The organism is Nocardioides guangzhouensis, from assembly GCF_004519545.1.
GTDB classification, from domain to species: Bacteria; Actinomycetota; Actinomycetes; order Propionibacteriales; family Nocardioidaceae; genus Nocardioides; species Nocardioides guangzhouensis.
Genome location: NZ_SDKM01000030.1, coordinates 34,885 through 61,108 on the forward strand (window position 1 = coordinate 34,885; position 26,224 = coordinate 61,108).

General features: G+C 72.0%; 22 protein-coding genes. 12 read left to right on the top strand and 10 right to left on the bottom strand.

Features of this window, described 5'->3' with window-relative positions:
* Positions 1 to 92 precede the first annotated feature (92 nt).
* The 8 genes from EKO23_RS18275 to EKO23_RS18310 form a co-directional block, all read right to left on the bottom strand.
* On the bottom strand, positions 93 to 887 hold the full coding sequence (locus tag EKO23_RS18275; RefSeq protein WP_134719567.1) for an ABC transporter ATP-binding protein: 795 nt from the start codon (positions 885 to 887) through the stop codon (positions 93 to 95).
* On the bottom strand, positions 887 to 1,762 hold the full coding sequence (locus EKO23_RS18280; RefSeq protein ID WP_134719568.1) for an ABC transporter permease: 876 nt from the start codon (positions 1,760 to 1,762) through the stop codon (positions 887 to 889). Before EKO23_RS18280 ends, EKO23_RS18275 begins: the two co-directional genes overlap by 1 nt.
* Positions 1,759 to 3,795: a glycosyltransferase gene (locus EKO23_RS18285; RefSeq protein WP_134719569.1), complete on the bottom strand. Its 2,037-nt coding sequence runs from the start codon at positions 3,793 to 3,795 to the stop codon at positions 1,759 to 1,761. The genes EKO23_RS18280 and EKO23_RS18285 overlap by 4 nt, the downstream gene beginning before the upstream one ends.
* Positions 3,792 to 4,967: a UDP-galactopyranose mutase gene (gene glf, locus EKO23_RS18290; RefSeq protein WP_134719570.1), complete on the bottom strand. Its 1,176-nt coding sequence runs from the start codon at positions 4,965 to 4,967 to the stop codon at positions 3,792 to 3,794. The genes EKO23_RS18285 and glf overlap by 4 nt, the downstream gene beginning before the upstream one ends.
* A gap of 37 nt (positions 4,968 to 5,004) precedes the next feature.
* Positions 5,005 to 5,979, bottom strand: coding sequence for a glycosyltransferase family 2 protein (locus tag EKO23_RS18295; protein ID WP_134719571.1), 975 nt, complete (start codon positions 5,977 to 5,979; stop codon positions 5,005 to 5,007).
* Positions 5,972 to 6,892 carry a glycosyltransferase family 2 protein gene (locus EKO23_RS18300; RefSeq protein WP_134719572.1) on the bottom strand — a complete coding sequence of 307 codons (921 nt, stop codon included), beginning with the start codon at positions 6,890 to 6,892 and terminating at the stop codon, positions 5,972 to 5,974. Before EKO23_RS18300 ends, EKO23_RS18295 begins: the two co-directional genes overlap by 8 nt.
* Positions 6,893 to 7,012: 120 nt before the next feature.
* Positions 7,013 to 8,497, bottom strand: a complete 1,485-nt coding sequence (locus tag EKO23_RS18305; RefSeq protein WP_134719573.1) for an LCP family protein — start codon at positions 8,495 to 8,497, stop codon at positions 7,013 to 7,015.
* A gap of 95 nt (positions 8,498 to 8,592) precedes the next feature.
* Entirely contained in the window at positions 8,593 to 9,075 is a 483-nt protein-coding gene (locus tag EKO23_RS18310) for an acyl-CoA thioesterase (protein ID WP_246051173.1), read from the bottom strand.
* Between the two features lie 55 nt (positions 9,076 to 9,130).
* Between EKO23_RS18310 and EKO23_RS18315 the strand changes: the two genes are divergently transcribed.
* From EKO23_RS18315 to EKO23_RS18340, 6 genes are all read left to right on the top strand, one after another.
* Complete coding sequence (locus tag EKO23_RS18315; RefSeq protein ID WP_134719575.1) at positions 9,131 to 10,381, top strand: LCP family protein; 1,251 nt, start codon at positions 9,131 to 9,133, stop codon at positions 10,379 to 10,381.
* Between the two features lie 222 nt (positions 10,382 to 10,603).
* Positions 10,604 to 11,200, top strand: a complete 597-nt coding sequence (locus tag EKO23_RS18320) for an RNA polymerase sigma factor (RefSeq protein ID WP_134719576.1) — start codon at positions 10,604 to 10,606, stop codon at positions 11,198 to 11,200.
* 19 nt (positions 11,201 to 11,219) lie between these two features.
* Positions 11,220 to 11,726, top strand: a complete 507-nt coding sequence (locus EKO23_RS18325) for a hypothetical protein (RefSeq protein WP_134719577.1) — start codon at positions 11,220 to 11,222, stop codon at positions 11,724 to 11,726.
* Between the two features lie 57 nt (positions 11,727 to 11,783).
* Positions 11,784 to 13,454: a S8 family peptidase gene (locus EKO23_RS18330; protein WP_134719578.1), complete on the top strand. Its 1,671-nt coding sequence runs from the start codon at positions 11,784 to 11,786 to the stop codon at positions 13,452 to 13,454.
* Positions 13,455 to 13,461: 7 nt separating this feature from the next.
* Positions 13,462 to 15,981 carry a CHAT domain-containing protein gene (locus EKO23_RS18335; protein ID WP_134719579.1) on the top strand — a complete coding sequence of 840 codons (2,520 nt, stop codon included), beginning with the start codon at positions 13,462 to 13,464 and terminating at the stop codon, positions 15,979 to 15,981.
* A 187-nt stretch (positions 15,982 to 16,168) separates the two neighbouring features.
* Positions 16,169 to 16,627, top strand: a complete 459-nt coding sequence (locus EKO23_RS18340) for a DUF6328 family protein (protein WP_134719580.1) — start codon at positions 16,169 to 16,171, stop codon at positions 16,625 to 16,627.
* A gap of 3 nt (positions 16,628 to 16,630) precedes the next feature.
* On the opposite strand, the gene EKO23_RS18345 is transcribed toward EKO23_RS18340, so the two are convergent.
* A complete protein-coding gene (locus tag EKO23_RS18345) occupies positions 16,631 to 17,278 on the bottom strand; it encodes a dienelactone hydrolase family protein (protein WP_134719581.1) in 648 nt (215 codons plus the stop codon).
* A gap of 236 nt (positions 17,279 to 17,514) precedes the next feature.
* Between EKO23_RS18345 and EKO23_RS18350 the strand changes: the two genes are divergently transcribed.
* Positions 17,515 to 18,279, top strand: a complete 765-nt coding sequence (locus tag EKO23_RS18350; RefSeq protein ID WP_134719582.1) for a DUF4118 domain-containing protein — start codon at positions 17,515 to 17,517, stop codon at positions 18,277 to 18,279.
* 43 nt (positions 18,280 to 18,322) lie between these two features.
* Here EKO23_RS18350 and EKO23_RS18355 read toward each other — a convergent pair whose 3' ends face one another.
* A complete protein-coding gene (locus EKO23_RS18355; RefSeq protein ID WP_134719583.1) occupies positions 18,323 to 18,628 on the bottom strand; it encodes a hypothetical protein in 306 nt (101 codons plus the stop codon).
* A gap of 333 nt (positions 18,629 to 18,961) precedes the next feature.
* On the opposite strand from EKO23_RS18355, the gene kdpA reads away from it, so the two are divergent.
* The 5 genes from kdpA to EKO23_RS18380 form a co-directional block, all read left to right on the top strand.
* Positions 18,962 to 20,626, top strand: coding sequence for a potassium-transporting ATPase subunit KdpA (gene kdpA / locus EKO23_RS18360; protein WP_246051174.1), 1,665 nt, complete (start codon positions 18,962 to 18,964; stop codon positions 20,624 to 20,626).
* The gene (gene kdpB, locus EKO23_RS18365) at positions 20,623 to 22,743 is read left to right on the top strand and encodes a potassium-transporting ATPase subunit KdpB (protein ID WP_134719585.1); all 2,121 of its coding nucleotides are present in this window, start codon (positions 20,623 to 20,625) and stop codon (positions 22,741 to 22,743) included. Before kdpA ends, kdpB begins: the two co-directional genes overlap by 4 nt.
* 2 nt (positions 22,744 to 22,745) lie before the next feature.
* The gene (kdpC, locus tag EKO23_RS18370) at positions 22,746 to 23,360 is read left to right on the top strand and encodes a K(+)-transporting ATPase subunit C (RefSeq protein ID WP_134719586.1); all 615 of its coding nucleotides are present in this window, start codon (positions 22,746 to 22,748) and stop codon (positions 23,358 to 23,360) included.
* Between the two features lie 7 nt (positions 23,361 to 23,367).
* Entirely contained in the window at positions 23,368 to 25,911 is a 2,544-nt protein-coding gene (locus tag EKO23_RS18375) for a sensor histidine kinase (RefSeq protein WP_134719587.1), read from the top strand.
* Positions 25,912 to 26,224: response regulator (locus tag EKO23_RS18380; RefSeq protein ID WP_134719588.1), on the top strand; the 313-nt coding region annotated here is incomplete at its 3' end. It abuts the gene before it with no gap.

A 26,224-nucleotide genomic window follows, 5' to 3' on the forward strand; every position in this document is an offset into this window, starting at 1 on the left:
AGTAACTACAATCTTGTAATTTCCAGTCGACACGCCGGGTGATCCCGGATTTGTCAAGTCGGACTGTCCAGTCGCCGGCCCGGCCCGCGGGATCAGATGTCGGCGCCGATCGCGTCGTCGGCGAGCTCCTCGTCCGTTTCGTTGGCCTCGTCGTAGTGAAGGTAGCGGATGCCTTCGTCGACGGGTCCGTCGTAGCCCACGCGACCGCTCTCGAGCACGATCACGCGGTCGCACATCTTCCGCACCGAGCCGGCCGAGTGGGAGACGTAGAACAGCGTGCGACCGCTGTCCCGGATCTCCTGCATCTTCTCCATGCACTTCTTCTTGAAGGGCTTGTCACCGACGGCGAGCACCTCGTCGGCGAGGAAGATGTCGGAGTCGACGTGGATGGCGATCGCGAAGCCCAGGCGTGCGGTCATGCCGGAGCTGTAGTGCCCGACCTGGCTGTCGAGGTGCTGGCCGATGTCGGCGAACTCGGTGATCGAGTCGAACTTCCGCTTCGTCTCCGCCTCGGACATCCCGAGCACCGCGGCGTTGAGGTAGATGTTGTCCCGGCCGCTGAGCTGGCTGTGGAAGCCGGTGCCTGTGGCGATCAGGCCCGCGATCCGTCCGCGGGTGAGCACCTCGCCGCGGTCCGGCCGCATGATCCCGTTGATCAGCTTGAGCAGCGTCGACTTGCCGGAGCCGTTGAGGCCCATGATGCCGACCGACTCGCCCTGGCGGACCGTGAAGCTGACGTCGTCGAGGGCCCGGAAGCTGGTGGACAGCACCTGCCGGCGCATCATCGCGACGGTCATCTGCTTCATGGTCCGGTGGTGGCGCAGCTTGAACTCCTTCGACGCGTGGTCGACGACGATGGAGGCGTTGTGCGGGTAGGGCGGCGGCATCAGAGGCGCTCCGGGATCTTGCTCTCGAATCGGGCGAACACCAGCTGGGCGAGCACCAGCACCACCAGTCCGACGCCGAGGTGCGCGAACCCGATCGCGAACAGGTGGCGCGGCATGTTGGTGAGGATGGTGAGCTCGGGGTCGGAGGTGGTGCCCACCCAGAAACAGCGCTGGAAGAGCAGCACCGCCTCGGCCAGCGGGTTGTAGAGGTAGTAGGGCGCGAACTCTCCGAAGCGCACCTTCACCAGGCTGTAGGGGTACATCATCGGCACGCTGAACTGGGTGAACATGGTCAGCAGCGAGACCACGTTGCTGAAGTCCCGGAAGAACACGTTGGCCACGCTGAAGAGCAGCGCGCACGCGGTGCCCAGGACCGCGATCAGCAGGAAGCCGAGCAGCCCGGCGGCCATGCCGACAGGGTCGGGGGTCCAGCCCAGCAGCACGCACAGGCCCGTGAGCAGGACCAGGCCCGGGATCACGTGGTACGCCGACACCAGCATCGACGCGACCGGGAACATCTCGCGGGGCACCGCCATCTTCTGCACGACGCCCTTGTTCCGGACGATCGAGCGGGTGCCCGAGCTGAAGGTCTCGGTGAAGTAGTGGACGATCACCAGGCCCGCGAAGAGGTGGATGGCGAAGTTCTCGATGTTCTTGCCCAGGATCACGCCGAAGACGAAGTAGTACATCGCCAGCCGGAAGGCGGGCTGGATGTAGGACCAGAACAAGCCGAGGAACGAGCCCTGGTAGCGCGCCTGGACCTCGCGCCGGACCAGGAGCCCGAGCAGGTAGCGACGACGGAAGACCTCGAACAGCCCGCTCGAGGCCGCAGGCGAGGACAGCTGGTCGATCGGCGCCGCGCGATGCTTGCTCACTCACCCACCTCCGGCGCGATGCCGAAGGTCTCCGACCATGCCTCCTCGGAGGTGATCTCGGCGAGCTGGCTGCGGTACTGCTCGGCCAGGAGCGGCCACTCGCGGTGCAGTCGCTGGTGGATCTCGACGGTCTTGCGGAGCATCTCGCGGAACCGCTCCGGGTCGCGCTGGTAGAGCGCGGCGGAGGTGCCGTCGGGCATGCTGACCACGGCTGCGTCCATCGACGCCAGGCGGTACCACTTGGCGTCCATCGCCGGCACCACGGCCTCGGGGAACTCCCGCGACAGCGGGCGCACCTTGCGGAGCTGACGCAGCGAGCCGAGCCCGGCCGAGACCAGCTGGGCGGCGCGGCTCGGGATCTCGGACTGGTCGTCCCTCTTGCGCGGCCGCTCGCGGCGCGGCGGCGGGAACGCGTCGGGGTCGCTCTTCAGCTGCGAGTCGGTGAACGAGGCACGGACCTCGCGGATCTCGCCGAGCTTCACCGGCAGGTCCCGGTGCAGGTGCTCCGGGCCCGACAGCACGTCCTCGAGCGCCTGGTGGCGGAGCTCGACCGTGGAGTACTGCATGGAGACCAGGTGCTTGACCTGGTGGTTGAACGACTCCCGGACCAGCCGCCCGCCGTGCTTGTACGGCGAGTGGAGGAGCGCCGCGACGAAGCGGTTGCGCTGGTGGTAGTAGGCCTGCCAGTCGAGCGCGTCGTTCTTGTCGGTCCACGGCACGTGCCAGACGGCGGCACCGGGCAGGGTGACGGTCGGGTAGCCCGCGGCCTGGGCGCGGACGCCGTACTCGCTGTCGTCCCACTTGATGAACAGCGGCAGGCCGAGGCCGATCTCGCGGACCACGCTGGTCGGGATCAGGCACAGGAACCACGGGTTGAAGTCGACGTCGACCCGACGGTGCAGCCAGCGGGTGCTGCGCAGGTTGCGGGCACCGAAGTCCCAGTCGGGCTCGACCGACGGCGGGGACATCCACCAGAAGCGGTAGCGGTTCACGATCTCGCCGTAGCTGTGCAGCCGCGACTTGGAGAAGATGCTGAACATGTGGCCGCCGACGATGGTCGGGCGGCGGGCCAGGTCGCCGAAGGTGACCGTGCGCAGGATCGACTCGGGCTCGGCGACGATGTCGTCGTCCAGGAACAGGACGTACGTCGAGCGGTCGGCGCGCAGGGTCTCGAGCTGGGCACGGGCGAAGCCGCCGGAGCCGCCGAGGTTGGCCTGCTCGATGACGCGCAGCCGGCCCTCGAGGGAGGCCTCGGCCTTGGCGAAGTGCGGGTCGTCGACGACCTTCTTCGTGCCCTGCTCCATGACCAGGACCTCGTCGAGCAGCGACCGCACCTCGTCGTCTGCGCCGAGCTGGCCGATCAGCTTGGCGCAGAAGTCGGGCCGGTTCATGGTGGTGATGCCGACGGTGACGGTGCCGGGCTCGGCACGGTCGGCCGGGACCTCGGCGTCCCAGACCGCCTCCTCGAGGATCGCGTCCTCGTCGTCGGCGATGACGTCGAACCAGTACCACCCACCGTCCTGGAACGGGATCAGCGACAGGTCGAACTCGAAGGTCGTGCGCTCGTGGGAGGTCGAGGTCTGCGAGTCGACCCGCTGCGAGCGGCCGTTTGCCATCGACCGGTAGACGACGACGTGGGCGCCGGCGCCGGAGACGGTGACCGTGAGGCGGATGTCGGTGACCACGGTCCAGCGGCGCCAGTAGCCGGCCGCGAAGCCGTTGAAGTAGGTGCCGAGCGACAGGTGGGTGCCGGCGTCCACGCGCAGCCGGTGGCGGCCGAGGATCGCGTCGCCGCGCATCGAGGTGCCGGCGCCGGTGGACTGGCGCAGGGCGGCCTTGTTGAGCGCCTTGGCGGACCTGTTGCCGCCGATGGAGTCCCGGTCGGCGTCGAGCACGGCGGCCTCGCTGTCGACGTACAGCGGGATGACGTCGAGGTCGCGGTCGACCGGCAGGACGAAACGCTGGAGGACCCGGCGCACGGTCTGGGGGGCGGTCGGCTCGGTCGTCGGCTGGGTGCGTGCGGTGTCGGTCATTCGTCCACTCCCCCGCTGGTCAGCGGCGCACCCTCGGCGAAGTGCGGCCTGAGCTTGTTCTCGAACATCGTGAGCGCGGACCCGATGGCCATGTGCATGTCGAGGTACTTGTAGGTGCCGAGGCGGCCGCCGAAGAGCACCATCGGCTCCTTCTTGGCGAGCTCGCGGTAGCGCAGCAGCTTCTCGCGGTCGTCGGCGGTGTTGATCGGGTAGTAGGGCTCGTCGTGGTCCTCGGCGAAGCGGGAGTACTCGTGGACGATGACGGTCTTGCCCGAGATGTAGGTGCGCTCGGGGTGGAAGTGCCTGAACTCGTGGATCCGGGTCCACGGCACGTCCTGGTCGTTGTAGTTCATCACCGCGCAGCCCTGGAAGTCGTCGACCTCCTTCACCTCGGCCTCGAGGTCGACGGTGCGCCAGGACAGGCGGCCCTCGGAGTGCCCGAAGTACTCGTCGACGGGGCCGGTGTAGACGATCGGGACCCGGCCCTTCCACTCCTCGGCGACGTCGAAGAAGTCGGTCTCGAGGCGCACCTCGATGTTGGGGTGGTCGGCCATCTTCTCGAGCCAGGCGGTGTAGCCGTCGACCGGGAGACCTTCGTACTTGTCGTTGAACCAGCGGTTGTCGAAGTTGTAGCGCACCGGGAGCCGCGTGATGATGTCCGCGCTCAGCTTGGTGGGGTCGGTCTGCCACTGCTTGGCGGTGTAGCCCTTGATGAACGCCTCGTAGAGCGGGCGGCCGATCAGGGAGATCGCCTTCTCCTCGAGGTTCTCCGCGTCCGCGGTGTCGATCTCGCTGGCCTGCTCGGAGATCAGCGCCTTCGCCTCGTCGGGGGTGTGGCTCTTGCCGAAGAACTGGTTGATCAGCCCGAGGTTCATCGGCAGCGAGTAGACCTGGCCGGCGTACTGGCCGAAGACCCGGTGCTGGTAGTTCGTGAAGCTGGTGAACCGGTTGACGTACTCCCAGACCTTCTCGTTGGAGGTGTGGAAGAGGTGCGCGCCGTAGACGTGCACCTCGATCCCGGTCTCGGGGTCGGCCTCGCTGTAGGCGTTGCCCCCGAGGTGGTGGCGACGCTCGAGCACGAGCACGTTGAGGCCGAGCTCGTTGGCACAGCGTTCGGCGATGGTCAGTCCGAAGAACCCGGATCCGACGACGACGAGGTCAGGGGTGGACAAGGGCGTTTTCTCCTAGGGATCGGCGCAGTGCGCCAGTCTACGGTCCGAAGTGGCGCTCCCCCGATTCGCCGGCGCGGCCCGGCCGGCTCTCCGGTGAGAGCTCCCGCATGCCGCGGGCGGCTTTCATGGCACGGATCACGTTCGAGGCCTCCGCCTTCCCGCCGCGCAGCGGGCTCAGCAGCACCACGGCGAGCGTGATCAGCAGGGGCTTGAGACGCACCGCTGCGTTCTCGCCGTACCGCAGGTGCACGACGAACAGGTTGCGGTACATGTAGAAGCCCTTCCACGTGTCCAGCGCGTGCTGCTGGTCGAAGTCGAGCTGCCGCACGAGCACCGCGTCGCGGACCGCCGCGATCGGGAAGCCGGCCCGGCGGGCGCGGATCGCGAAGTCGACGTCGTCGTAGAAGATGAAGTACGCCGGATCCGGCAGGCCGATCGCGTCGACCACGCGGCGGTGCACCAGGAACCCCTCGAACGCGACGACCTGCACGGGCACCTCGGCCGGCATCGCCGCGCGGGTGCGGTAGCGGGTCTCGACGGAGTCGGTCTTGGGCCGGATCGCGAGCGGGTTGCGCAGGTCGAAGACCACCGCGGACTTCTCGACGAGGTGGCCCCGCCGGTCCTCGCGGACCGCCATCAGGCACGGGCCGTCGTGCTCGAGCATCCGCTCGAGGCAGTCCGGGGCCGGGACCACGTCGTCGTCCATGAGCCAGATCCGGTCGAACCCGGCCTCGTGCGCGAGCCGCAGGCCGAGGTGGAACCCGCCGGCGCCGCCGAGGTTCTCCTCGCTGTGGGTGACCCGCAGCGGCAGGTCGGTGCGGGCGTCGAGCACCTCGCGGGTGTGGTCGGTGCTGGCGTTGTCGACCACGAGCACGGCGTCGGGGCGCCGGGTCTGGGTGGCCAGCCCGTCGAGCATGCCCACCAGCAGGTCCGCCCGGTTGTAGGTGACGACGACCACCGCGACGGTCTCGTGCGGTGGTTTCGAGACGCTCGTTCCTCGCTCCTCAACCACCGAGGAACCTCCGGTGCCCGGTGAAGTCGCCGCGCAGGCCGGCCCGGACTGCCTCGGCGCTGAGCCGCAGCCGGCCCGCGTCCGGCCGGGTGAAGGTGTAGAACCACACCGTCTTGACCAGGAACGCCAGCACCGCCGGCCAGCCGCGGTAGTCGCGCAGGTTGACGGTGTTGTTGCGGGCCATGCAGTAGTGCTTGAGGTCGCTCGGGCTGTGGTTGTACGTCGTGCGGCCGAACATCAGCGGCGTGCCGAGGTCGTCGGTGGCCGGGTGCAGGAAGTGGCTGTCGACCACGGTGCCGGTGCGGGCGCCGGCCCGACGTGACCGCCAGAGGTACTCCACGTCGTCACCCCAGATGAAGAACTCCTCGCGGGGCAGCCCGATCCGGCCGGCGAGGTCGGCGGTCACCAGGACCCCGTTGAAGGGGATCACGACGTCCGGGATGACGCCGTCGACCGCGGCCGCCTCGACCTCGGCCATCCGGTGCACGACGGCGGCCCGCCCGGGGAGCCGGATCGGGAAGCAGAGCCGCGAGGGCTCCTGCTCGGCGAGCACGGCCGGCCCCCAGAAGTCGAACTCGCCCTGGTGCTCGAGGAGCAGGTCGAGGCAGCCGGTGGCCGGCACCCCGTCGTCGTCCATCAGCCAGAGCAGGTCGGCGCCGCGCTGCAGCGCGATCCGCATGCCCGCGTGGAACCCGCCGGCGCCGCCGAGGTTCTCCTCCAGCGTCACCCCGTGCAGGTCCGCCTGGTCCGCCAGCCACGCACCCGTGCCGTCCGTGGAGGCGTTGTCGACGACCACGATCTCGGCCAGCCGCGGCGTCCGCCGGAGCTCGTCGACGAGCCTCTCGAGCAGGGCGCGCCGGTTGAACGTCACGACGACCGCGACGATCCGGGGCGGGGTGGGGGCGGGAGGCACGGCGACCACCCTAGAGGCCCCTCCTCGGGCTCCGTACCCGGAGGTTCGGCACCGGGTGGCGCGGCACCCGGTGGCTCGGCCCGCAGTGGCCGGGCAGGCGGTGGCTGGGCACCCAGGGCGTCAGCACGCAGCGGACAGGTCGTCGGAGGCGTTCGCGGCGTACCCGCCGTCCCGCGTGCCGAGCGAGCCGCCGGTCTGCACCTGCTGCTTCTTCTTGCCGGCCTTCGTCGCGGGGCGTCCCTCGGACTTCGCGATCGCCTTCTCGACCATCGACCGGATCTTGGGGAGGTCCGGGTCGGCGGTGTTGATGACGGGCGGCACGATCGAGACGGTCGACATCTTCTGGCTCTTGGCCTTCAGCGCGAGCTCCGCGAAGGGGGCGAGCTCGCTGCGCGGCAGGTTGGTCTCGATCATGCCGCTGGTGGCCTTGGCGATGTCACCGAAGTTGCGGACCGCCCGCTGGGGGCTGACCTGGGTGAGCAGGGCGTTCATCACGCACTTCTGCCGGGCCATCCGCGAGTAGTCGTCGGAACCCTCGCGGGCCCGCGCGAACCAGAGGGCGTCGTGGCCGTTCAGCTTGCGGGTGCCCGGCTTGATGTAGCCGGTCACGTCGGACCCGAGCCCGCCGACCGGGATCGGCGCCCGAACGGTCAGGGTGACCCCACCCACCGCGTCGACCAGGTCCTTGAAGCCCTGGAGGTTGACCATCGCCCAGTAGTTGATCTCGAGGCCGGTGATGCCCTCGATGGCCATGATCGTCGCGTCCACGCCGGGGGTCTTCGAGCTCCCGAACAGCTCCTTGTTGTCGCCGGCCCACGTGCTCACGCCGTTGAGGTAGCAGCCCTCGCAGTCGAAGCCGTCGGGGAACTGCTCGTCCATGACCGAGCCGGGGGCGAACCGGAAGTTCTCCAGGTTGCGCGGCAGGCCGACGAGGACCGTCTTGCCGGTCTCCTCGTCGATGCTGGCCACCGTCATCGAGTCCGGGCGCAGGCCCCAGCGGCCGGCGCCGGAGTCGCCGCCGAGCAGCAGCACGTTGTAGCGGCCGTGGTGGGCGTCGGAGGCTGCGCCGTTGCCGAACACGGTGACCACGAAGTCGCGGTAGACCCCGACCTGGTGGGCGCCGAAGAGCAGCGTGCCCGCGACCGTGAAGCAGAGCATGCCGTTGATGCCGACCACCGCGAGCCGCTGGTCCTTGAGCAGGGTGAGCGGCTCACCGAGCCGCCAGGCGTCGATGAAGAGCAGTGCCCAGCCGATGGCGACCAGCATCATCATGGTCTTGAGCACCTCGAGCAGGAACGGGCTGGCGCCGACCCGGAACGCGAACCCGTGCCAGACCAGGCTGAGCAGCAGCAGGCCGAGGCCGACCGCGAGCAGCGCGAACCAGATGCGCAGTGCGATCCGGCCGACCTTCCGGTTGCCGGCGACCAGCTGCGCGGAGCCGGGCAGCACCAGCGTCATCACCATCAGCGTGATCGCCCGTCGGAACCGCACCTTGGCCGCACGGTCCGGCGTGCGGCGGGTGCGCGCGTCGGCGCCGCTGGGGCTGGTGCTGCTGGACTGCTCGGTGGGCTGACCGTGCGACCCGGGGGAAGGAACGGGCGGCATCGACGAACCTCTCTGCTGGGGAAGCGTGCTCGACGACCGGTGGTACGCCAGTATCACCAGTCACAGCCGCCACAGCCGCCACGGCGCGCCGGTGGTCAGCCGCGACCCGAGGCGATCTCCGCCTTCTTGGCCAGCCGGTGCGCCCGGCGGATCTCCGCCTCGCGCATGCGACGTACCTCGTCGGGGGTCTCGGGGACCAGACCGGGGATCGTCCGCGGACGGCCCTCGGCGTCGATCGCCACGAACACGAAGTACGCCGAGGCGACGTGCAGCGCGGGTGCCGAGGCGTCCGTCCACGGCTGCGCCTCGACCCGGACCCCGATCTCCATCGAGGAGTGCCCGGCCCAGTTCACCTGGGCCGAGCAACGCACGATGTCGCCGACGTGGACCGGCTCGAGGAACGCCATCTCGTCGATCGCGGCGGTCACCGCGGGACCGCCGCTGTGCCGCTGCGCGACCGCGCCCGCGGTGGAGTCCGCGAGCTTCATGATCTCGCCGCCGTGCACGTTGCCGAGCAGGTTGGCCTCGCGGTTCTGCGTGAGGATCGCCAGGGAGACCCGCGCGTGTGACGGGGACAACAGGGGTCGTCGCGGATCAGGGTCGGGCACGGATCGCACGGTATCGTCTCCCCTCATGTCTGAACGCCCCCAGGGACCGAAGCCGGGCACGCCGGAGTACGACTGGCTGTACGGCGGCTCGTCGTCCCGTGACGACGACGCGACCGAGGCCATCCGGGCCCCGGGCGCCGGCGCCTCGGGTCGCCCGGCCCCGCAGGACGGCCCCTCGCCGGACCAGACCCGCGTGATCCCGCCCACGCAGCCGACCGCCCCACCGCACCGGCAGCCCCCGCCGCCGGTGCCCCCGCGGCAGACCGGCAGCGACTCCGGTGGCTCCGGTGGCGGCCGCGGCTTCCGGCCCCGGTTCCCCCGCCGTCGGTTCCGCATCGTGATGCTGCTGCTCGTGGCGTGGCTGGTGTTCCTGGTCGCGGTCCCGCTCTACGCCTTCTCCAAGGTCTCCACCGTCGACGCGTTCCCGAAGGGTGCCCGGCCCGACGACCAGGACGGCACGACGTACCTCGTTGTGGGCAGCGACTCCCGCGAGGACCTGTCCAAGGAGGAGCGGAAGAGGCTCGGCACCGGCGGCGGCAGCGGCCGTCGCACCGACACGATCATGCTCATGCACATCGGCAAGGGCCCGAACCTGCTGATGTCGATCCCGCGCGACTCGCTGGTCGACATCCCCGGCCACGGCGTCTCCAAGATCAACGCCGCGTTCGCGTTCGGCGGCCCGAAGCTGCTGGTCAAGACCGTCGAGAAGAACACCGGGATCAAGGTCGACAACTACGTCGAGATCGGGTTCGGCGGCTTCGTGGACGTCGTCGACGCGGTCGGCGGCATCGAGATCTGCCCCGAGCGAAAGATGAAGGACAAGCTCGCCAACCTCGACATCCCCAAGGGCTGCCAGGAGGCCGACGGCGTCACCGCCCTCGGCTACGCGCGGTCCCGGCACACCGACCCGAGGTACGGCGACGTCACCCGCGCCCGGCACCAGCGCGAGGTGGTCTCCTCGATCGGCGACGAGGCGACCTCTCCGTGGACGGTCGTCAACCCGGTCCGCTACTGGCGCGTGAACATGGCCGGCGCGAAGACGTTCTCGGTCAGCGACGGCACCGGCCCGATCGACCTGGCCCGGTTCGCCTGGGCGATGACCCGGGTCAACGGCAAGGACGGCCTGACCTGCGGCGTGCCGATCCGCGACCTCGCGGTGCACTGGGACGAGCAGCGCTCGAAGCAGATGTTCGAGCACATCCGCAACGACGACACCGAGGGCATCGGCAAGGGGCTGTGCACGCCCACCGGCCTGCCGAAGTCGATCACCGGCTGAGTGCTGGTGTCGCGACAGTGATTCCCCGGTCGTCCGGGGAATCAGTGCCCGGTCAGGGAATGCTTTCCGTGACCGGGCATCGATTTCCCTGACCGGCCAGGGGTCGGCAGCAGCATCGGAGCGGACGCCCGCGTCCGAAATGACCGGAAACTGCTGCGTCGGCCAACCGTTTTCCGGTAGACCGTGTATCAGGAGCACGCCTTCCCTCACCTTGTGGGCGTGATGAGCATGCACGAAACGGCGGAGAACCCCTCGTCCTCCTCCGTCTGGGACGCTGCGGGGAGCGCGTTCCGGCGTTGGCGTGACGGGGACCAGCGCGCCCTCGACGACCTGGTCCGGCTGATGAGCCCGGTGCTGTGGCACGTCGTGCGCGCAACCGGTCTCGAGCGGGAGCCGTCCGAGGACGTCGTCCAGAGCACCTGGCTGGCGATGGTCCGCTCGGCCGACCGCATCTCCGACCCGCAGGCCGTCTCGGGCTGGCTGTGCACCACCGCGCGCCGCGAGGCGTGGCGGACCCGCAAGCAGTCCACGCGCAGCACCCCGGTCGAGGACGACGCGCTGGAGTTCCGGCTGCCGTCCCCGGACTCGCCCGAGTCGACCGTGGTGCTCGACGACGAGCACCGGACCCTGTGGTCCGCGCTCTCCCGGCTCAACGAGCGGTGCCAGCGGCTGCTGCGCATCGTCGCCACGGAGCAACGCCCGGACTACACGCGGATCGCGGCGGACCTCCAGATGCCGGTCGGCAGCATCGGCCCCACCCGCGGTCGCTGCCTGGACAAGCTGCGGGCCGAACTGAACCGCACGGGGGGTGCGCGATGACCAGCACCGGAGGTGCCCGATGAACGCTGTGCCCACCGACGACGAGCTCCTCGCCTCGATCCGCGACCTGTTCGAGGTGGTCGACCCGCCGCCGGCCGACCTCGCGGACGGCGTGCTGGCCGCGCTGGCCGCGGCGGACCTCGAGCTCGAGTACGAGCTGCTCACGCTGGTCGAGTCGACCGGCGTGCCGAACGGCGTCCGCTCGGCCGACACCGGAAGCGACACCGACAGCGGCCCGTGGACGCTGGAGTACTCCAGCGACACCTGCCACCTGCTGGTCCGGGTCAGCACGGTCGACGGCACGCGCCGCATCGACGGCTGGGTGGTGCCGGCGGTCCCCATGGCCGTGTCGCTCTCCCCGGTCGGCAGCTCCGGGGTGACCGCCCAGGAGACGCAGGTCGACGACCACGGCCGCTTCGAGTTCACCGCGCCCGGCTCCGGCCAGGCCCGGCTCTCGTTCGTCCCGGCGGCCGGCGACGACCCCACCGCTCCGCGGCCGTTCGCGACCCCGCCGTTCCTCGTCTGACGCACCGCCCGAGTCCGACACCCGACCCCCTCTCCCTACGCATCGGAGTCCTCCCCCATGGCAACACCGCCTTCCGACGGCACGCGCAACGGCGCCGGGCGACAGTCCGCGCGTCTCGCCAACCGCGAGCCCCTCGTGCCGTCCAAGCACGTGCTCGACACCGTTCAGGGGCGGATCCTCAACCCCGCCACCGCGATGCCGGTCGACGGTGCGCCACCACGCTCGACGGTGTACGTCGGGCCCCGGGTCACCATTGCGTGGTCGGGCCGGACCGACCTGCAGATCGAGCGGCTCACCGCCATCGCCGACCGGCTCGGCTGGGTTGCCACCGTCACCCGGGACGGCCGTCAGGGCGAGGGCAAGCGTGCCTACCGGGACCGCGTGCCGGAGCTCGGGCTGGTGCGCCTCGACCTGACGGTCAACGAGAAGAAGGCCACGGCCACCGCGCCGGACGGCTGGGTGCTCATCCAGAACGCCCGCCAGGAGCACGGACCTGCGGCGATGCGGGGTGTCGGTCTCGACCACGTCGTCATGGTCCGCAGCGACCTCGAGGCCAACCCCTTCCACTCGCCGACCCCGTTCCACTCCCCCACACCGTTCCACTCGCCCACGCCGTTCCACTCGCCGACCGGCTACTCCGCACCGGTCTCGTCGTACGGCGCGCCCGGGAGCGGCGGCCGCCAGCCGGTCGCGTACGTCGGTCCGCCGCCCGTACGTCGCTCCGACACGGACGTGACGGGCCGCCGTCCGGTGGTGGCCGTCCTCGACACCGGCTGCGGCGACCACCCGTGGCTGCGGGGGATCGTCAAGCAGGGCGTCAGGCTCGGCAGCCAGGACATCGGCTACGTCGACGACGAGTCGGACCCCGAGAAGTGGTTCGACCAGGTGGGCGCCCTCGACGGCGGCATCGACGCGCAGGCCGGCCACGGCACCTTCATCTGCGGACTGGTCCACCAGGCCTGCCCCGACGCCGACATCCTGGCCTGGCGCATCGTCGGCTCCGAGGGACCCATCGTCGAGACCGATCTCGTCGACACGCTTCGCCAGATCGCCGAGGTCGCCCGCCGGCACCGCGACGACGAGCCCGGCGGCCACCCGATCGACGTCCTCAACCTGTCGATGGGGTACTACCACGAGACCGCCGAGGACGGGGAGTTCGACTCCACCCTGTACGAGATCCTCGAGCTGCTCGGCCAGTGCGGTGTGGCCGTGATCTGCTCGGCCGGCAACGACGCCACCTCGCGGCCGATGTTCCCCGCGGCGTTCGCGCCGTGGAAGGACAGGAAGGGGCCGGTCAAGAACAAGCGGGGGCTGGTGCCGATCACGTCCGTGGGCGCGCTCAACCCCAACCTCGTGGACGACTCGCTGTTCAGCAACGCCGGGCCGTGGGTCTCGACGTACGCCGAGGGCGCGATGCTCCTCAGCACCATCCCTCCCTTCGAGGGCGGGCTCCAGCCGATGGCCCGGACGAAGGCCTTCCAGCGGGACCGGGCGTCGATCGACCCGGACGACTACCGCGGGCGGTTCGCCCTCTGGAGCGGCACGTCCTTCGCCGCCCCGCTGTTCGCGGGTCGGGTGGCCGCGCACCTCGTCGACGGCATCGATCCCGGCCAGGACGGCCGCGAGGACGCGGTGAAGCGGGCACGCGCGGCCGTGTCGGCGGCGATCAGGGACGCAGCCGCACGTGCGAAGAAGGCACTGGAGGACGGCATCCCGGTCACGCCATGATGTGCCCATGGCCGAGTCGGGGGAGGTGTACGCCCGGGCCCTGAGCGCGGCCAGCGCGGGGCGCTTCCCCCAGGCACGCCGCCTGCTCGACCGCGCGCGCGTCCTCACCACCGACGTCGACCTGCTCGCCCGCATCGAGCTGACCTCCGCCTACGTCGTCGCCGAGACCGGCGACCCCGCCGCCGCGACGGCGACCTGTCGCGCCCTGCTGGACCGCTCGGACCTCCGCGACGACACCGTCGGCCGGACCTGGCTCCAGCTCGGCCTGCTGCAGATGCGTGCCGGTGAGGCCGGCGAGGCCATGGTCTCGTTCGGCGAGGCGGCGACCCGGCTCGGCACCGACCCCGAGGCGTTCGGCCGGGTGCTGAACAACCGGGGCAACGTGCACCTCCAGCGCGGCGACGCGGCCTCGGCGGCCGCCGACTTCGCCGAGGCGGACGTCCAGTTCGGCCGGGCCGGGCTCGACGTCGAGCGCGCGAAGGCACGGTTCAACCGCGGCTACGCCGAGCTCCTGCGCGGGGACCTGGTTGCCGCCCTGCGGGGCATGGACGACGCGCGCGACGTTCTCGCGCCGCTCTCGCCGGCGTACCGCGCGACCGTCGAGCAGGACCGCGCCGAGGTGCTGGTCGCGGCCGGCATGTCCCGCGAGGCGGCCCGGGCGCTGGAGGCCGCCGCGTCGGCTTACGGCGCCCGGCGGCTGCGGCGCTTCCAGGCCGACTGCGAGCTCACCCTCGCCCAGACCCTCCTGCGCGGCGACCCGGCCAGGGCCCGGGTGGTGGCGCGCCGGGCGGCCCGACGGTTCCGCGCCCAGGACAGCGAGCTGCCGGCACTGCGGGCCGAGGGCGTGGCGGCCGCGGCCGAGGTGGCCGCCGGAGGTCGGGCACCGGCGCTGCTGCGCCGGCTGGACGAGCTCGCGCGGTGCCTCGACGAGCGCGACGACAGACGGGACGCGACCCCGCTGCGGCTCCAGGGCGTCCGGCTGGCGACACAGCGCGGCGACCTCGACGACGCGGCGGCCCGGCTGGGCGGGGTCCGGGTGCGCCCGGCCGACCCGCTCGCCGTACGCCTGCACTGGCGGGAGGTCCGCGCCGAGCTGGCCGAGGCCCGCGGCCGCCGGGCCGAGGCACGCACGCAGGTGCGCGCGGGGCTGGCCGACCTGCACGACTGGCAGTCGTCGTTCGGCAGCCTGGACCTGCAGAGCACGCTGGTCGGGCACGGCCGCGACCTCGCCCAGATGGGGTTGCGCTCGGCGCTCTCGGACGGCCGCCCCGAGCTGGTGCTGGAGTGGTCCGAGCGGGCCCGTGCCCTGGTCGGCCGGGTGGCCCCGGTCCGGCCACCGCGCGACCCCGCCCTGGCGGCCGACCTCACCGAGCTCCGCGTCCTCCACGGCGCCCAGCCCGCACCCCGCTCGCCCGAGGCCCGGCGCCGCGACGAGCTGGCAGCGGCGATCCGGCAGCGCAGCTGGTACGGCGAGGGCGGCGGCGAGGTGGGCGAGCCGACGTCGCCCGACGCGCTGCGCGCGGAGCTCGCCGCGACCGACTCGGCGCTGGTGGCGCACGTCGTCGTCGACGGCCGGCTCGCCGCCCTCGTGCTCACGCCCGACCACGCCGCGGTGCACGACCTCGGCCCGGCGGACGACGTACGCCGGCTCCTCGACGCGGTCGCCGCCGACCTCGACATGGCGGGCTCGGACCTGGCCGGACCCTTCGCCGCCGCGATCCGCGGGTCGCTCACCCAGCGGCTGGCCACGGTGGGCGACCGGCTGCTCGGCCCGTTGCTGCCGGCGCTCGGCGACCGCCGGGCGGTGCTGACCCCGTCGGGGCACCTCGCGGGCACGCCGTGGTCACTGCTGCCGGGCCTGGCCGCCCGCCCGCTCACGATCCCGACCTCAGCGACCCGCTGGGTCGAGCAGCGCGCTGCGGCCGCACCGGGAGACGCACCGGGAGACGGGCCTGGAGACGGGCCTGGAGACGGGCCGGTCGGCGGTCGGGTCGGCCTGGTGGCCGGGCCGCACGTGCCCCGTGGTGAGGAGGAGGTCACCAAGGCCGGGTCGCGCTGGCCCGGTGCCGAGGTCCTGGTCGGCGCGGACGCGACCGCAGCCCGGGTCAGCGACCTGGCCGCCCGGGTCGACGTCCTGCACCTGGCCGGCCACGGGCGGCACCCCGGTGACAACCCGTTGTTCTCGGCGATCGAACTGGTCGACGGACCGTGGTTCGGCTACGACATCGACCAGCTCGCAGCCACCCCCGACGTGGTGGTGCTCTCGGCCTGCGAGCTCGGCCGGGTCGCGGTCCGCTCCGGCGAGGAGGCGGTCGGGATGAGTGCCGCCTGGCTGCACGCCGGTGCCCGCGCCGTGGTCTCCTCCCCCGCCCTCGTCGCCGACGACGTCGCCTGCGAGGTGCTGGCCGCGTGGCACGGCCGGGTCAGCCACGGCGAGGCGCCGGCCGACGCGCTGGCCGCGGCTTCGGCGGACCTGCCCGCCGGCGGCGCGCCCTCGCCGTTCCTCTGCTTCGGCGCGGGTTGGTGACCTCCGGAAGGAATCCGGAGACGGGATGTATCTATCGCGTTGCCCGCTGCTCCTCTCCCGTAGATCGCCGCGGGGAAACGGGCCGGGTCGCGCGGGGGGCGACCCGGTCCGTACGGGGTCTGGTGGGCCCCGGGTCTGGTCGGCTCGGGGTCTGGTCAACGGGGGCGCTGACCGGTACGCATGGCCCATGGCCGACGAGACCCAGCGCGAGCGCCTCAACCGGAACTGGGAGGAGCTCCTCCAGGAGCTGCGGGTCAGCCAGACCGGCGTGCAGATCCTGACCGGCTTCCTGCTGACCGTCCCGTTCAGCCAGCGGTTCTCCGACCTCAGCGACCTGCAGGTCGCGGCGTACCTCACGGCCCTGTGCGGCGGCGTCCTCTCCACCGGGTTCCTGATCGCGCCGGTCGCCTTCCACCGCGTCCTGTTCCGCAAGCGGGAGAAGGCCTGGCTGGTGACCGCCGCGAACCTCTGCGCGCGCGCCGGCCTGGTGCTGCTCGCGCTCACCGTGTCGTCGGTGGTGTTCCTTGTCTTCGACCTCGTCATCGGGCTCTCGGCCGCGGTCGCGTCCACCGCGATCGCCCTGGCGTTCTTCACCACCCTGTGGGCCGTGGTGCCGATGTCGGCGCCGAAGGTCGAGGAGGAGTGAGCATCAGAGGGTGCGCGCGAGCAGCGCCTCGAGCTCGGTGAAGTGCCGCTCGGTGGCGGCCTCGTCGTAGACCGCGGTGTCCGACATCGTGTAGCCGTGGGCCGCCCCGGCGTACACCCCGTTCGTGGCGGTCAGCCCGGCGGCGTCCAGCGCGCGACCCAGCTCCGCGATCGCCTCGGGCCCCATCGACCGGTCGTGGTCGGCGTGCCCGAACACGAACTCGGCCTGCGCGTCCGCGAGCAGCCGGTGCGGGCTGTCCGGCGCGTCGGTGGCGAGGCTGCCGCCGTGGAAGCAGCCCACCGCGGCCACGGTGCCGGGCAGCAGCGCGGCGGTGCGTACGGCGAGCCGGGCACCCATGCAGTACCCCGTGACGCCGACCGGTCCCGAGGCATGAGCAAGCAGGGTGTCCACCCACAGCCGGGCGTCCGGGTTCGACAGGTCCGGGGTCAGCCCCCGCACCCGGACCATCGCGCCTGCGAAGAACCGCTCCCGTGCACCGGGCTCCCGGAGGTCCTCGGCCGGTGCCAGGTCGGCGGCCCGGCCGTCGCGGTGGAAGACGTTGGGGGCCAGCACGACGTACCCCCACGACGCGATCCGGTCCGCCATCTCCTCGATCCGCGGTCGGAGCCCGATCGCGTCGATGTAGAACAGGACGCCGGGATGCCCCTCCTCCCCGGTGAGGTAGGCCTCCGCCGGCCCGTCGGGGTCGGGATCTCGATCGTGGTGCCCATGCCGGCGACCGTAGCCCTCGTCGGCAACCGGGTGCCGTCAACGACGGACCCGGCGTCGTCAAGGAACCGTCAGGATCGCCGCTCCCGGGCCTTGCGGCCCTGCCGGACCCGCGCGCGGCGACCGACAATGGGAACGAGCCGACGGGAGGAGCAGTCATGGTGGTCGAACGGCGTACCGGCCCGGTACCCGCCGGCTGGCTGCCCGCGATCCGGGTGGCCGCGGCGCTGGTCCCGCTCGCGGTCAGCGCACTCCTCGCGACGGTCCGCGACAGCGTCACCCCGGCCACCACGGTGCTGGTGCTGGTGCTCGTGGTGGTCGGCGCCGCGGCGACCGGGGACCGGGTCTCGGGCCTGCTCGCGGCGGTGTCCGCCGCCGTCTGGTTCGACTTCTTCCTGACCCAGCCCTACCTGCGGTTCACGATCTCCGACGCCGACGACGTCGAGGCCACGGTGCTGCTGCTCCTGATCAGCGGCGCGGTCACGGAGACCGCGCTGTGGGGGTCGCGGCAGCACACCCGGGCCGCGCGGCGCGCCGGCTACCTCGAGGGGGTGCTCGGCGCCGCCCGCGCCGTGGCCGAGGGCGAGGCTCCCACGAGCACGGTCGTCGACGTGGTCGCCCGACACATCACGGAGGTGCTCGGCGCCGACACCTGCCGCTTCGTGGACGGCCCTCCGCGAGACGCGCGGATCGCCGTGCTGGACCACGACGGTGTGGTGACCCGCAACGGCGCTGCCGTCGACGTGGAGCGGGTCGGGCTGCCCACGGACGAGTACGTAGCGGTCCTGGTGCAGCGGGGCCCGGCCGTCGCGGGTCACTTCCTGGTCTCCGCCACCGATCGGCACTCGTACCCGTCCCGCGAGGACCGCCGCATCGCCGTCCTGCTCGCCGACCAGGTCGCGGTCGCACTCGGTCCCACCTGACGGGTCGGCCGCGGGCGTCCGGCCCGGTCACGGCAGCTCGGCGTCACGGAGCGGGGCTGGCTGGGGTACTCGCACGCCGGGGCAGCCGGTCGCCCTGGATCGCACACCGCCAGAGTCGCACCTCGTCGCGGAGGGCGTACGGCACGGGCCGGTCGCGTTCGACGAGACAGGCGATGTACGCCTCCAGCGCCGCCAGCAGCAGGACGTGGGACTGGCTCAGTGCCTGCCGTCCCGGGCTACGACGACGCCGTCTCACCTCGGCGCGCGCGGCGAGCAGGTCCTTCCAGAGCGCGACCTGGACGGGATCGAAGTCGGTTTCCTGCGCATGGCGAACGGGCGAGGTCGGCACGACCCGCACCTCCTCCGGGTGGTGTGCCCGGGAGCAACGCCTCCAGCCCTGGGAGGCCCCAGACTACATCCCGCGGCGCTCCTGCGACACGGTCGCACGGGGTCCGTCAAGGCACGGCCGGGGGCCGTCAGGGATCCGTCAACGCCGCCCCGGTACGGCCTCCGCCCGAGGGAGCCTCGAAGAGGCGCGGAACCTCCGCACCGGCGCCTGTCCGGGCGTCCCCTGTGTCGAAAGTGCAATGACCATGGCCGACCTGGCCTTCGTCCTCGCCACCGTGGCGGCCTTCGCGGCGCTGGCCTGGCTGGCGGGCTTCATCGACCGGCGGTCGGAGCGGTGAGCGCCACCACCGCGGCGGTCCTCCAGATCGTCACGCTCGTCGCCGCGCTGGCGCTGACCGTCGGGCCGCTGGGCCGCTGGCTCGCCCACACCTACACCTCGCCGCGGCACTGGGCCGTGGAGCGGGGTGCCTACCGGCTGCTCCGGCTGGACCCGGACGCCGACCAGCACTGGCGCACCTACCTGATCTCGGTGCTCGGCTTCTCGATGGCGAGCGTCCTGCTCCTCTTCGCCTTCGGCCGGCTCCAGCAGCACCTGCCTCTCTCGCTCGGCTTCCCGGCGCTCCCCAGCGACGGCGCGTGGAACACCGCGGTCTCGTTCACGACGAACACGAACTGGCAGTGGTACTCCGGCGAGGCCGCGACCGGCCACCTGTTCCAGATGAGTGGCCTCGCGGTCCAGAACTTCGTCTCCGCGGCCGTCGGCATGGCGGTCGCCGCTGCCTTCGCCCGGGCACTCGCCCGCTCCGGCGCCGGCGGCCGGGTCGGCAACTTCTGGGCCGACCTCGTGCGCGGCGTCGTCCGCGTGCTGCTGCCGATCTCGTTCGTCGCCGCCCTCCTGCTGGTGCTGATGGGTGCCGTGCAGAACCTCGACGCCCCGCACGCGATCACCACGCTCACCGGCCAGGTGCAGCACGTCACCGGCGGGCCGGTGGCCAGCCAGGAGGCCATCAAGGAGCTCGGCACGAACGGTGGCGGGTTCTACAATGCCAACTCGTCGCACCCGTTCGAGAACCCCACCCCCCTGAGCAACCTGCTCGAGATCTACCTGCTGCTGCTGATCTCGTTCGCGATGGCCTGGGCCTTCGGCATCATCGTCCGCAGCAGGCGCCAGGGCGCGGCGATCATGTCGGTGATGGGCGTCCTGTGGCTCACCGGGGTGGCCCTGCTGACCTGGTCCGAGCTGGCCGGCCCCGGGCTCGCCCCGGCCGCCGCGGGCGGTGCGATGGAGGGCAAGGAGACCCGCTTCGGCGAGGCCGCCAGCGCCCTGTTCGCGGCGTCCACCACCGCGACGTCGACCGGCGCGGTCAACTCCATGCACGACTCGCTGACCGCCCCCGGTGGCGGGGTGGCGATGTTCAACATGATGCTCGGCGAGATCGCTCCGGGCGGTGTCGGATCGGGCCTCTACGGGATGCTCATGCTCGCGATCGTCACCGTGTTCCTGTGCGGGCTCATGGTGGGCCGGACGCCGGAGTACCTCGGCAAGAAGATCGGGCAGCCGGAGATCGTCCTGGTCGCGTTCTACGTGCTGACCACGCCCGCGCTGGTGCTGGCGGGCATCGCCATCGGCATCAGCTTCGAGGACGGCCTCGCAGGGTTGCAGGAATCCGGACCGCACGGCCTGTCGGAAGCGCTGTACGCCGTGACCTCCGCATCCAACAACAACGGCAGCGCGTTCGCCGGCCTGACCGCGGGCACGCCGTTCTGGAACGTCCTGCTCGGCGTGTGCATGCTGTTCGGCCGGTTCCTGCCGATGGTCTTCGTGCTCGCCTTGGCCGGCCGGTTCGCGGCCCAGCAGAAGCTCCCCGAGAGCGCGGGCACCCTGCCCACGCACCGCCCCCTGTTCGTCACCCTCCTGAGTGGTGTCGCCCTGGTCGTGGTCGGACTGACCTTCGTGCCGGTGCTCACCCTCGGACCGATCGTGGAGTCCCTGGCATGACCTACCTCGCCACCCCCCAACAAGCACCGCACCACCACGCGCCGGCGCCCCAGCCGGGCGGGCTCGGTCGGCACCTCCTGGAGGCGCTCCCGTCGGCCGTGCTCAAGATGCGGCCGCTGGACCTGCTGGAGCACCCCGTGCTCCTCGTGGTCGAGATCGGTGCCGTGGTGACCACGATCGCCGCCGGCGTGAACGGTTCTTGGTTCGCACTGGTGATCTCGCTCTGGCTGTGGCTCACCGTGCTGTTCGGCACCCTCGCCGAGGCCGTCGCCGAGGGGCGCGGCAAGGCGCAGGCGGCCAGCCTGCGCGCCCTGCAGCAGACCACCACGGCGCGGCGGATCCGCGGCTCGGCGTCGCAGCTGGAGCGCACGTCCGACCTGGCCGCGCTCCCCACCGACGAGGTCCCGAGCAGCTCGCTGCGCCAGGGGGACGTGGTCGTGGTGACGGCCGGCGAGCGGATCCCCGGCGACGGCGACGTCATCGAGGGCGTCGCCTCCGTGGACGAGTCGGCGGTCACCGGCGAGAGCGCCCCCGTCATCCGGGAGTCCGGCGGCGACCGCTGTGCGGTCACCGGCGGCACCACGGTGCTCTCCGACCGGATCGTCGTGCGGATCACCTCCGAGCCGGGGCACTCGTTCGTGGACCAGATGATCGCCCTGGTCGAGGGCTCGGAGCGCCAGAAGACGCCGAACGAGAAGGCGCTGAACGTCCTGCTGGCGGCGCTCACCGTGCTGTTCGTCCTGGTCGTGGTGACGCTGGCGCCGGTCGCCGACTACAGCAACGCCTCGCAGAGCGTGGTGATCCTCACCGCCCTCCTGGTCTGCCTGATCCCGACCACGATCGGCGGCCTGCTCTCCGCCATCGGCATCGCCGGCATGGACCGGCTGGTGCAGCGCAACGTGCTCGCGATGTCGGGCCGCGCGGTCGAGGCGGCCGGGGACGTCGACGTACTGCTGCTCGACAAGACAGGCACCATCACCTACGGCAACCGCCAGGCAGCGGAGCTGCTGCCGCTCCCGGGCGTCTCGCCGGAGGACCTGGCGCAGGCGGCGCTGCTGGCCTCGCTCGCCGACGAGACGCCGGAGGGCCGGAGCATCGTGACCCTCGTGCACCGCGCGTGGGCGGACCTGCGGACTCCGTCGACGGAGGGCTCCGAGCTGATCGAGTTCTCCGCCACCACCCGGATGAGCGGGATCGACCTCCCCCGGGAGGACGGGACGCAGCACCGGATCCGCAAGGGTGCGGGCTCGGCGATGTCGACGTGGGTGCATGCCACCGGTGGCCGGCGGGTGCCGGAGCTGGACCCGATCGTCGAGCGGGTCAGCAGTGACGGAGGTACGCCGCTCGTGGTGGCCGAGCAGGTCGGCACGGCGCCGGCCCGGCTGCTCGGGGTCGTGCACCTCAAGGACATCGTGAAGGACGGCATCCGCGAGCGGTTCGACGAGATGCGCCGCATGGGCATCCGCACGGTGATGATCACCGGCGACAACGAGCTCACGGCGCGGGCGATCGCCGCCGAGGCCGGGGTCGACGACTTCCTGGCCGAGGCGACGCCCGAGGACAAGATGGCGCTGATCCGCCGCGAGCAGGAGGGCGGCCGGCTGGTCGCGATGTGCGGCGACGGCACCAACGACGCGCCCGCGCTCGCCCAGGCCGACGTCGGCGTGGCCATGAGCTCCGGCACGACGGCCGCCAAGGAGGCCGGCAACATGGTCGACCTCGACTCCGACCCGACCAAGCTCATCGAGGTGGTCGAGATCGGCAAGCAACTGCTGATCACCCGCGGCGCGCTCACGACCTTCTCGATCGCCAACGACGTCGCGAAGTACTTCGCGATCCTGCCGGCGATGTTCGTGGTCGCCTTCCCGGACCTCGACGTCCTCAACATCATGCGGCTGTCCAGCCCCGAGTCCGCGGTGATGTCCGCGGTGGTCTTCAACGCGCTGGTCATCGTGGTGCTGATCCCGCTGGCCCTGCGCGGAGTCCGCTACACACCGTCATCGGCGACGGCACTGCTGCGTCGCAACCTGCTGATCTACGGCGTCGGCGGGCTGGTCGCCCCGTTCCTCGGCATCAAGCTCATCGACCTCGTCATCTCGATCCTCCCCGGAGTCTGACCATGAAGGACCTCTTCCAGCTCGCCCGGCACTCGGTCGCCGGCCTGCTCACCCTGCTGCTCTTCACCGCGGTGCTCGGCCTCGGCTACCCCCTCGCCGTCACCGGGATCGCAGCGGTGTCGATGCCCTGGCGGGCGAACGGGTCCCTCGTCACCGCCGAGGGAGACCACACCACCAACCCCTCGGACGCGGTCGGGTCGCAGATCATCGGCCAGGCGGCCGACGGCACCCTGTTCCTCCCGCGGCCTTCAGCCGCGGGTGAGGGCTGGGACCCACTGTCGTCCTACGGCTCGAACCTCGGCCCGGACAACGAGGACCTCGTGGCGACGATCAAGCAGCGCAAGGCCGAGATCGCCCAGCGCGAGGGTGTCGACCCGGCCGACGTACCGGCGGACGCCGTCACCGCCTCGGCGTCCGGCCTCGACCCGGACATCTCGCCGGCGTACGCCGCGCTCCAGGTGCCCCGCGTGGCCCGGGCGAACGGCCTGTCCGAGAAGAGGGTCAGGGGGCTCGTCGCCGACCACATCGACGGCCGGACCCTCGGCGTCCTCGGGGAGCCTCGGGTGAACGTGCTGATGCTCAACGTGGCGGTGCGCGACGCCGCCCGGCTGGGATGATCGGACCATGACCGTCTCCGACCCCGCCCCGGCGTCCGTGCCGCACACGCCGCGGCGGGGTCGGCTGACGATCTACCTCGGCGCCGCCCCCGGCGTCGGCAAGACCTACGCGATGCTCGACGAGGCGCACCGCCGCCTCGCCCGCGGCACCGACGTGGTCGTCGGCTTCGTCGAGACGCACGGGCGCCCGCTCACGATCAAGCACCTCCAGGGCCTCGAGATCGTGCCCCGCAAGACCATGTCCCACCGCGGTGCCGAGTTCACCGAGATGGACACCGAGGCCGTGATCGCGCGCAAGCCGGCGGTGGTGCTCGTCGACGAGCTGGCCCACACCAACGTCCCCGGGAGCCGGCACGAGAAGCGGGCCCAGGACGTCGAGGACATCCGGGCGGCCGGGATCGACGTCATCACCACCGTCAACATCCAGCACCTCGAATCGCTCAACGACGAGGTGGAGCGGATCACCGGGGTCCGCCAGCGCGAGACGGTGCCCGACGACGTGGTGCGCACCGCCGACCAGATCCAGCTGGTCGACATGAGCCCCGAGGCGCTGCGCCGCCGGCTCGCGCACGGCAACGTCTACCGGGCCGAGCAGATCGACGCCTCCCTGTCGTCGTACTTCCGGGTCGGGAACCTGACCGCGCTGCGCGAGCTCGCCCTGCTCTGGCTGGCCGACCGGGTCGACGACGCACTCGACGACTACCGGCGCGCGCACCGGATCGAGGCGCCCTGGCCGGCCCGCGAGCGGGTGGTGGTCGCGGTGACCGGCGGTCCCGAGAGCGAGACCCTCATCCGGCGCGGCGCCCGGATCGCCCAGCGGGCGGCCGGCTCGGAGCTGATGGCGGTGCACGTGATCAGCAGCGACGGGCTGGCCTCGCGCGACGACGTCCGGGTCTCGCGCGCGCACCAGCTCGTCGAGCAGCTCGGCGGCTCCTTCCACAGCGTCGTCGGCGAGGACGTCGCCGACGCCGTGGTCGACTTCGCCACCGGCGTCAACGCCACCATGATCGTGGTCGGCCTCTCGCGGCACGGCCGGCTCCGGCAGCTGTTCACCGGCGCCACCGGTCCGGGGATCGCGGCACTCGCCGGCAGCATCGACGTCCACCTGGTCACCCACGACCAGGCCGAGCGGCGGGTCCGCACCCGCGCCCGGCGGTCGGCGCTGGCGCCTCGCCGGCTGCTGGCCGGCTGGCTCGCCGCGTTCCTGCTCCCGGCCCTGCTCACCATCGTGCTGATGGTCACCAAGGACGTGCACAGCCTGCCGACCGAGGTGATGTTCTACCTCGCGATCGCGGTGGCGGTGGCCCTGATCGGCGGCCGGGCACCGGCGATCGCCGCGGCGGTGGTCGGGTTCCTGATGCTCAACTGGTACTTCACGCCCCCGGTCGGCCGGTGGACCGTCGCCGACCCGGAGAACCTGGTCGCCCTGCTGGTGTTCGTCGCGGTCGCGGTGGCCGTCGCCACCGTCGTGGACAGTGCGTCCCGCCGCGCGCTCGACGCCACCCGGGCCCGGGCCGAGGCCGCCACCCTGGCCCAGCTCTCCCAGTCGATCCTCACCGGGCAGGACACGGCCGAAGCGGTCACCGAGCAGCTCCGCGAGTCGTTCTCCCTCGACTCCGTCGCGTTGCTCGCACGACGGGAGGGGCACTGGGCCGTGGTCGCGTCCAGCGGCCCCGAGCCGGCCACCCACCCGGAGGAGGCCGACACCCGGGTCACCGTCGACGACGACCGGGTGCTCGCGCTGCGCGGTGGCCGGCTGCGGGCCTCCGACCAGCGCGTGCTGGAGGGCTTCGCGGTGACCACCGGCCTGGTGCTGGAGTACCGCCGGCTGCGGGAGCGGGACGCCCGCGCCCAGGCCCTCGAACGTGCCGAGGCCACCTCGACCGCCGTGCTGCGGGCGGTGTCGCACGACCTGCGCACCCCGCTCGCGACGATGCGCACCGCCGTCGAGGGGCTGGCCAGCCCCGGCCTCGACGACGCCGACCGGGCCGAGCTCACCGAGACCCTGGTGGTCGCCACCGACCAGCTCGAGCACCTCATCGACGACCTGCTCGACCTGTCCCGGCTCGAGAGCGGACTGCTCAAACCGGTCATGCGCGACCTCGGCCTCGACGAGGTGCTGCCGCTCGCGATCGCCGGGTACCCGCGGGACCGGGTCGTCCTCGAGGCCGACGAGTCCACGCCGCTGGTGCACACCGACGGCGGGCTGCTCGAGCGGGTGGTGGCCAACCTGGTCGGCAACGCCGTCCGCCACGCCCCCGCCGGCGAGCCGGTGCGGCTGCAGGCGCACGTCCACCCCGACGAGGTCACCGTGCGCGTGGTCGACCGCGGCCCGGGGGTGCCCCCCGAGCTGCGCGCGCGCATGTTCGACCCGTTCCAGCGGCTCGGCGACACCGGCGGCACCGGGCTCGGCCTCGGGCTCGCCGTCGCCCAGGGCCTGGCCGAGGCGATCGGGGCCACCGTGACCGTGGAGGACACCCCCGGCGGCGGGCTGACCATGGCGGTGTCGCTGCCCCGGGCCGACGCCCCCGGGACCGGGACGGGGGCCTGAGTGGCGACGTACAAGGTGCTCGTGGTGGACGACGAGCCGGCCCTGGCCCGGGCGCTGCAGATCAACCTCAAGGCGGCCGGGTGGGACGTGGTGACCGCCGCCGACGGAGCCGGCGCGCTGTCCGCGATGGCGACCCGGCCCGACGTCGTGCTGCTCGACCTCGGGCTGCCGGACATGGACGGCACCGACGTGATCGCGGGGATCCGCGGCTGGAGCCCAGTGCCGATCGTGGTGCTCTCCGCCCGGCAGCACGGCGAGGACAAGGTCGAGGCGCTCGACCTCGGCGCGGACGACTACGTCACCAAGCCGTTCG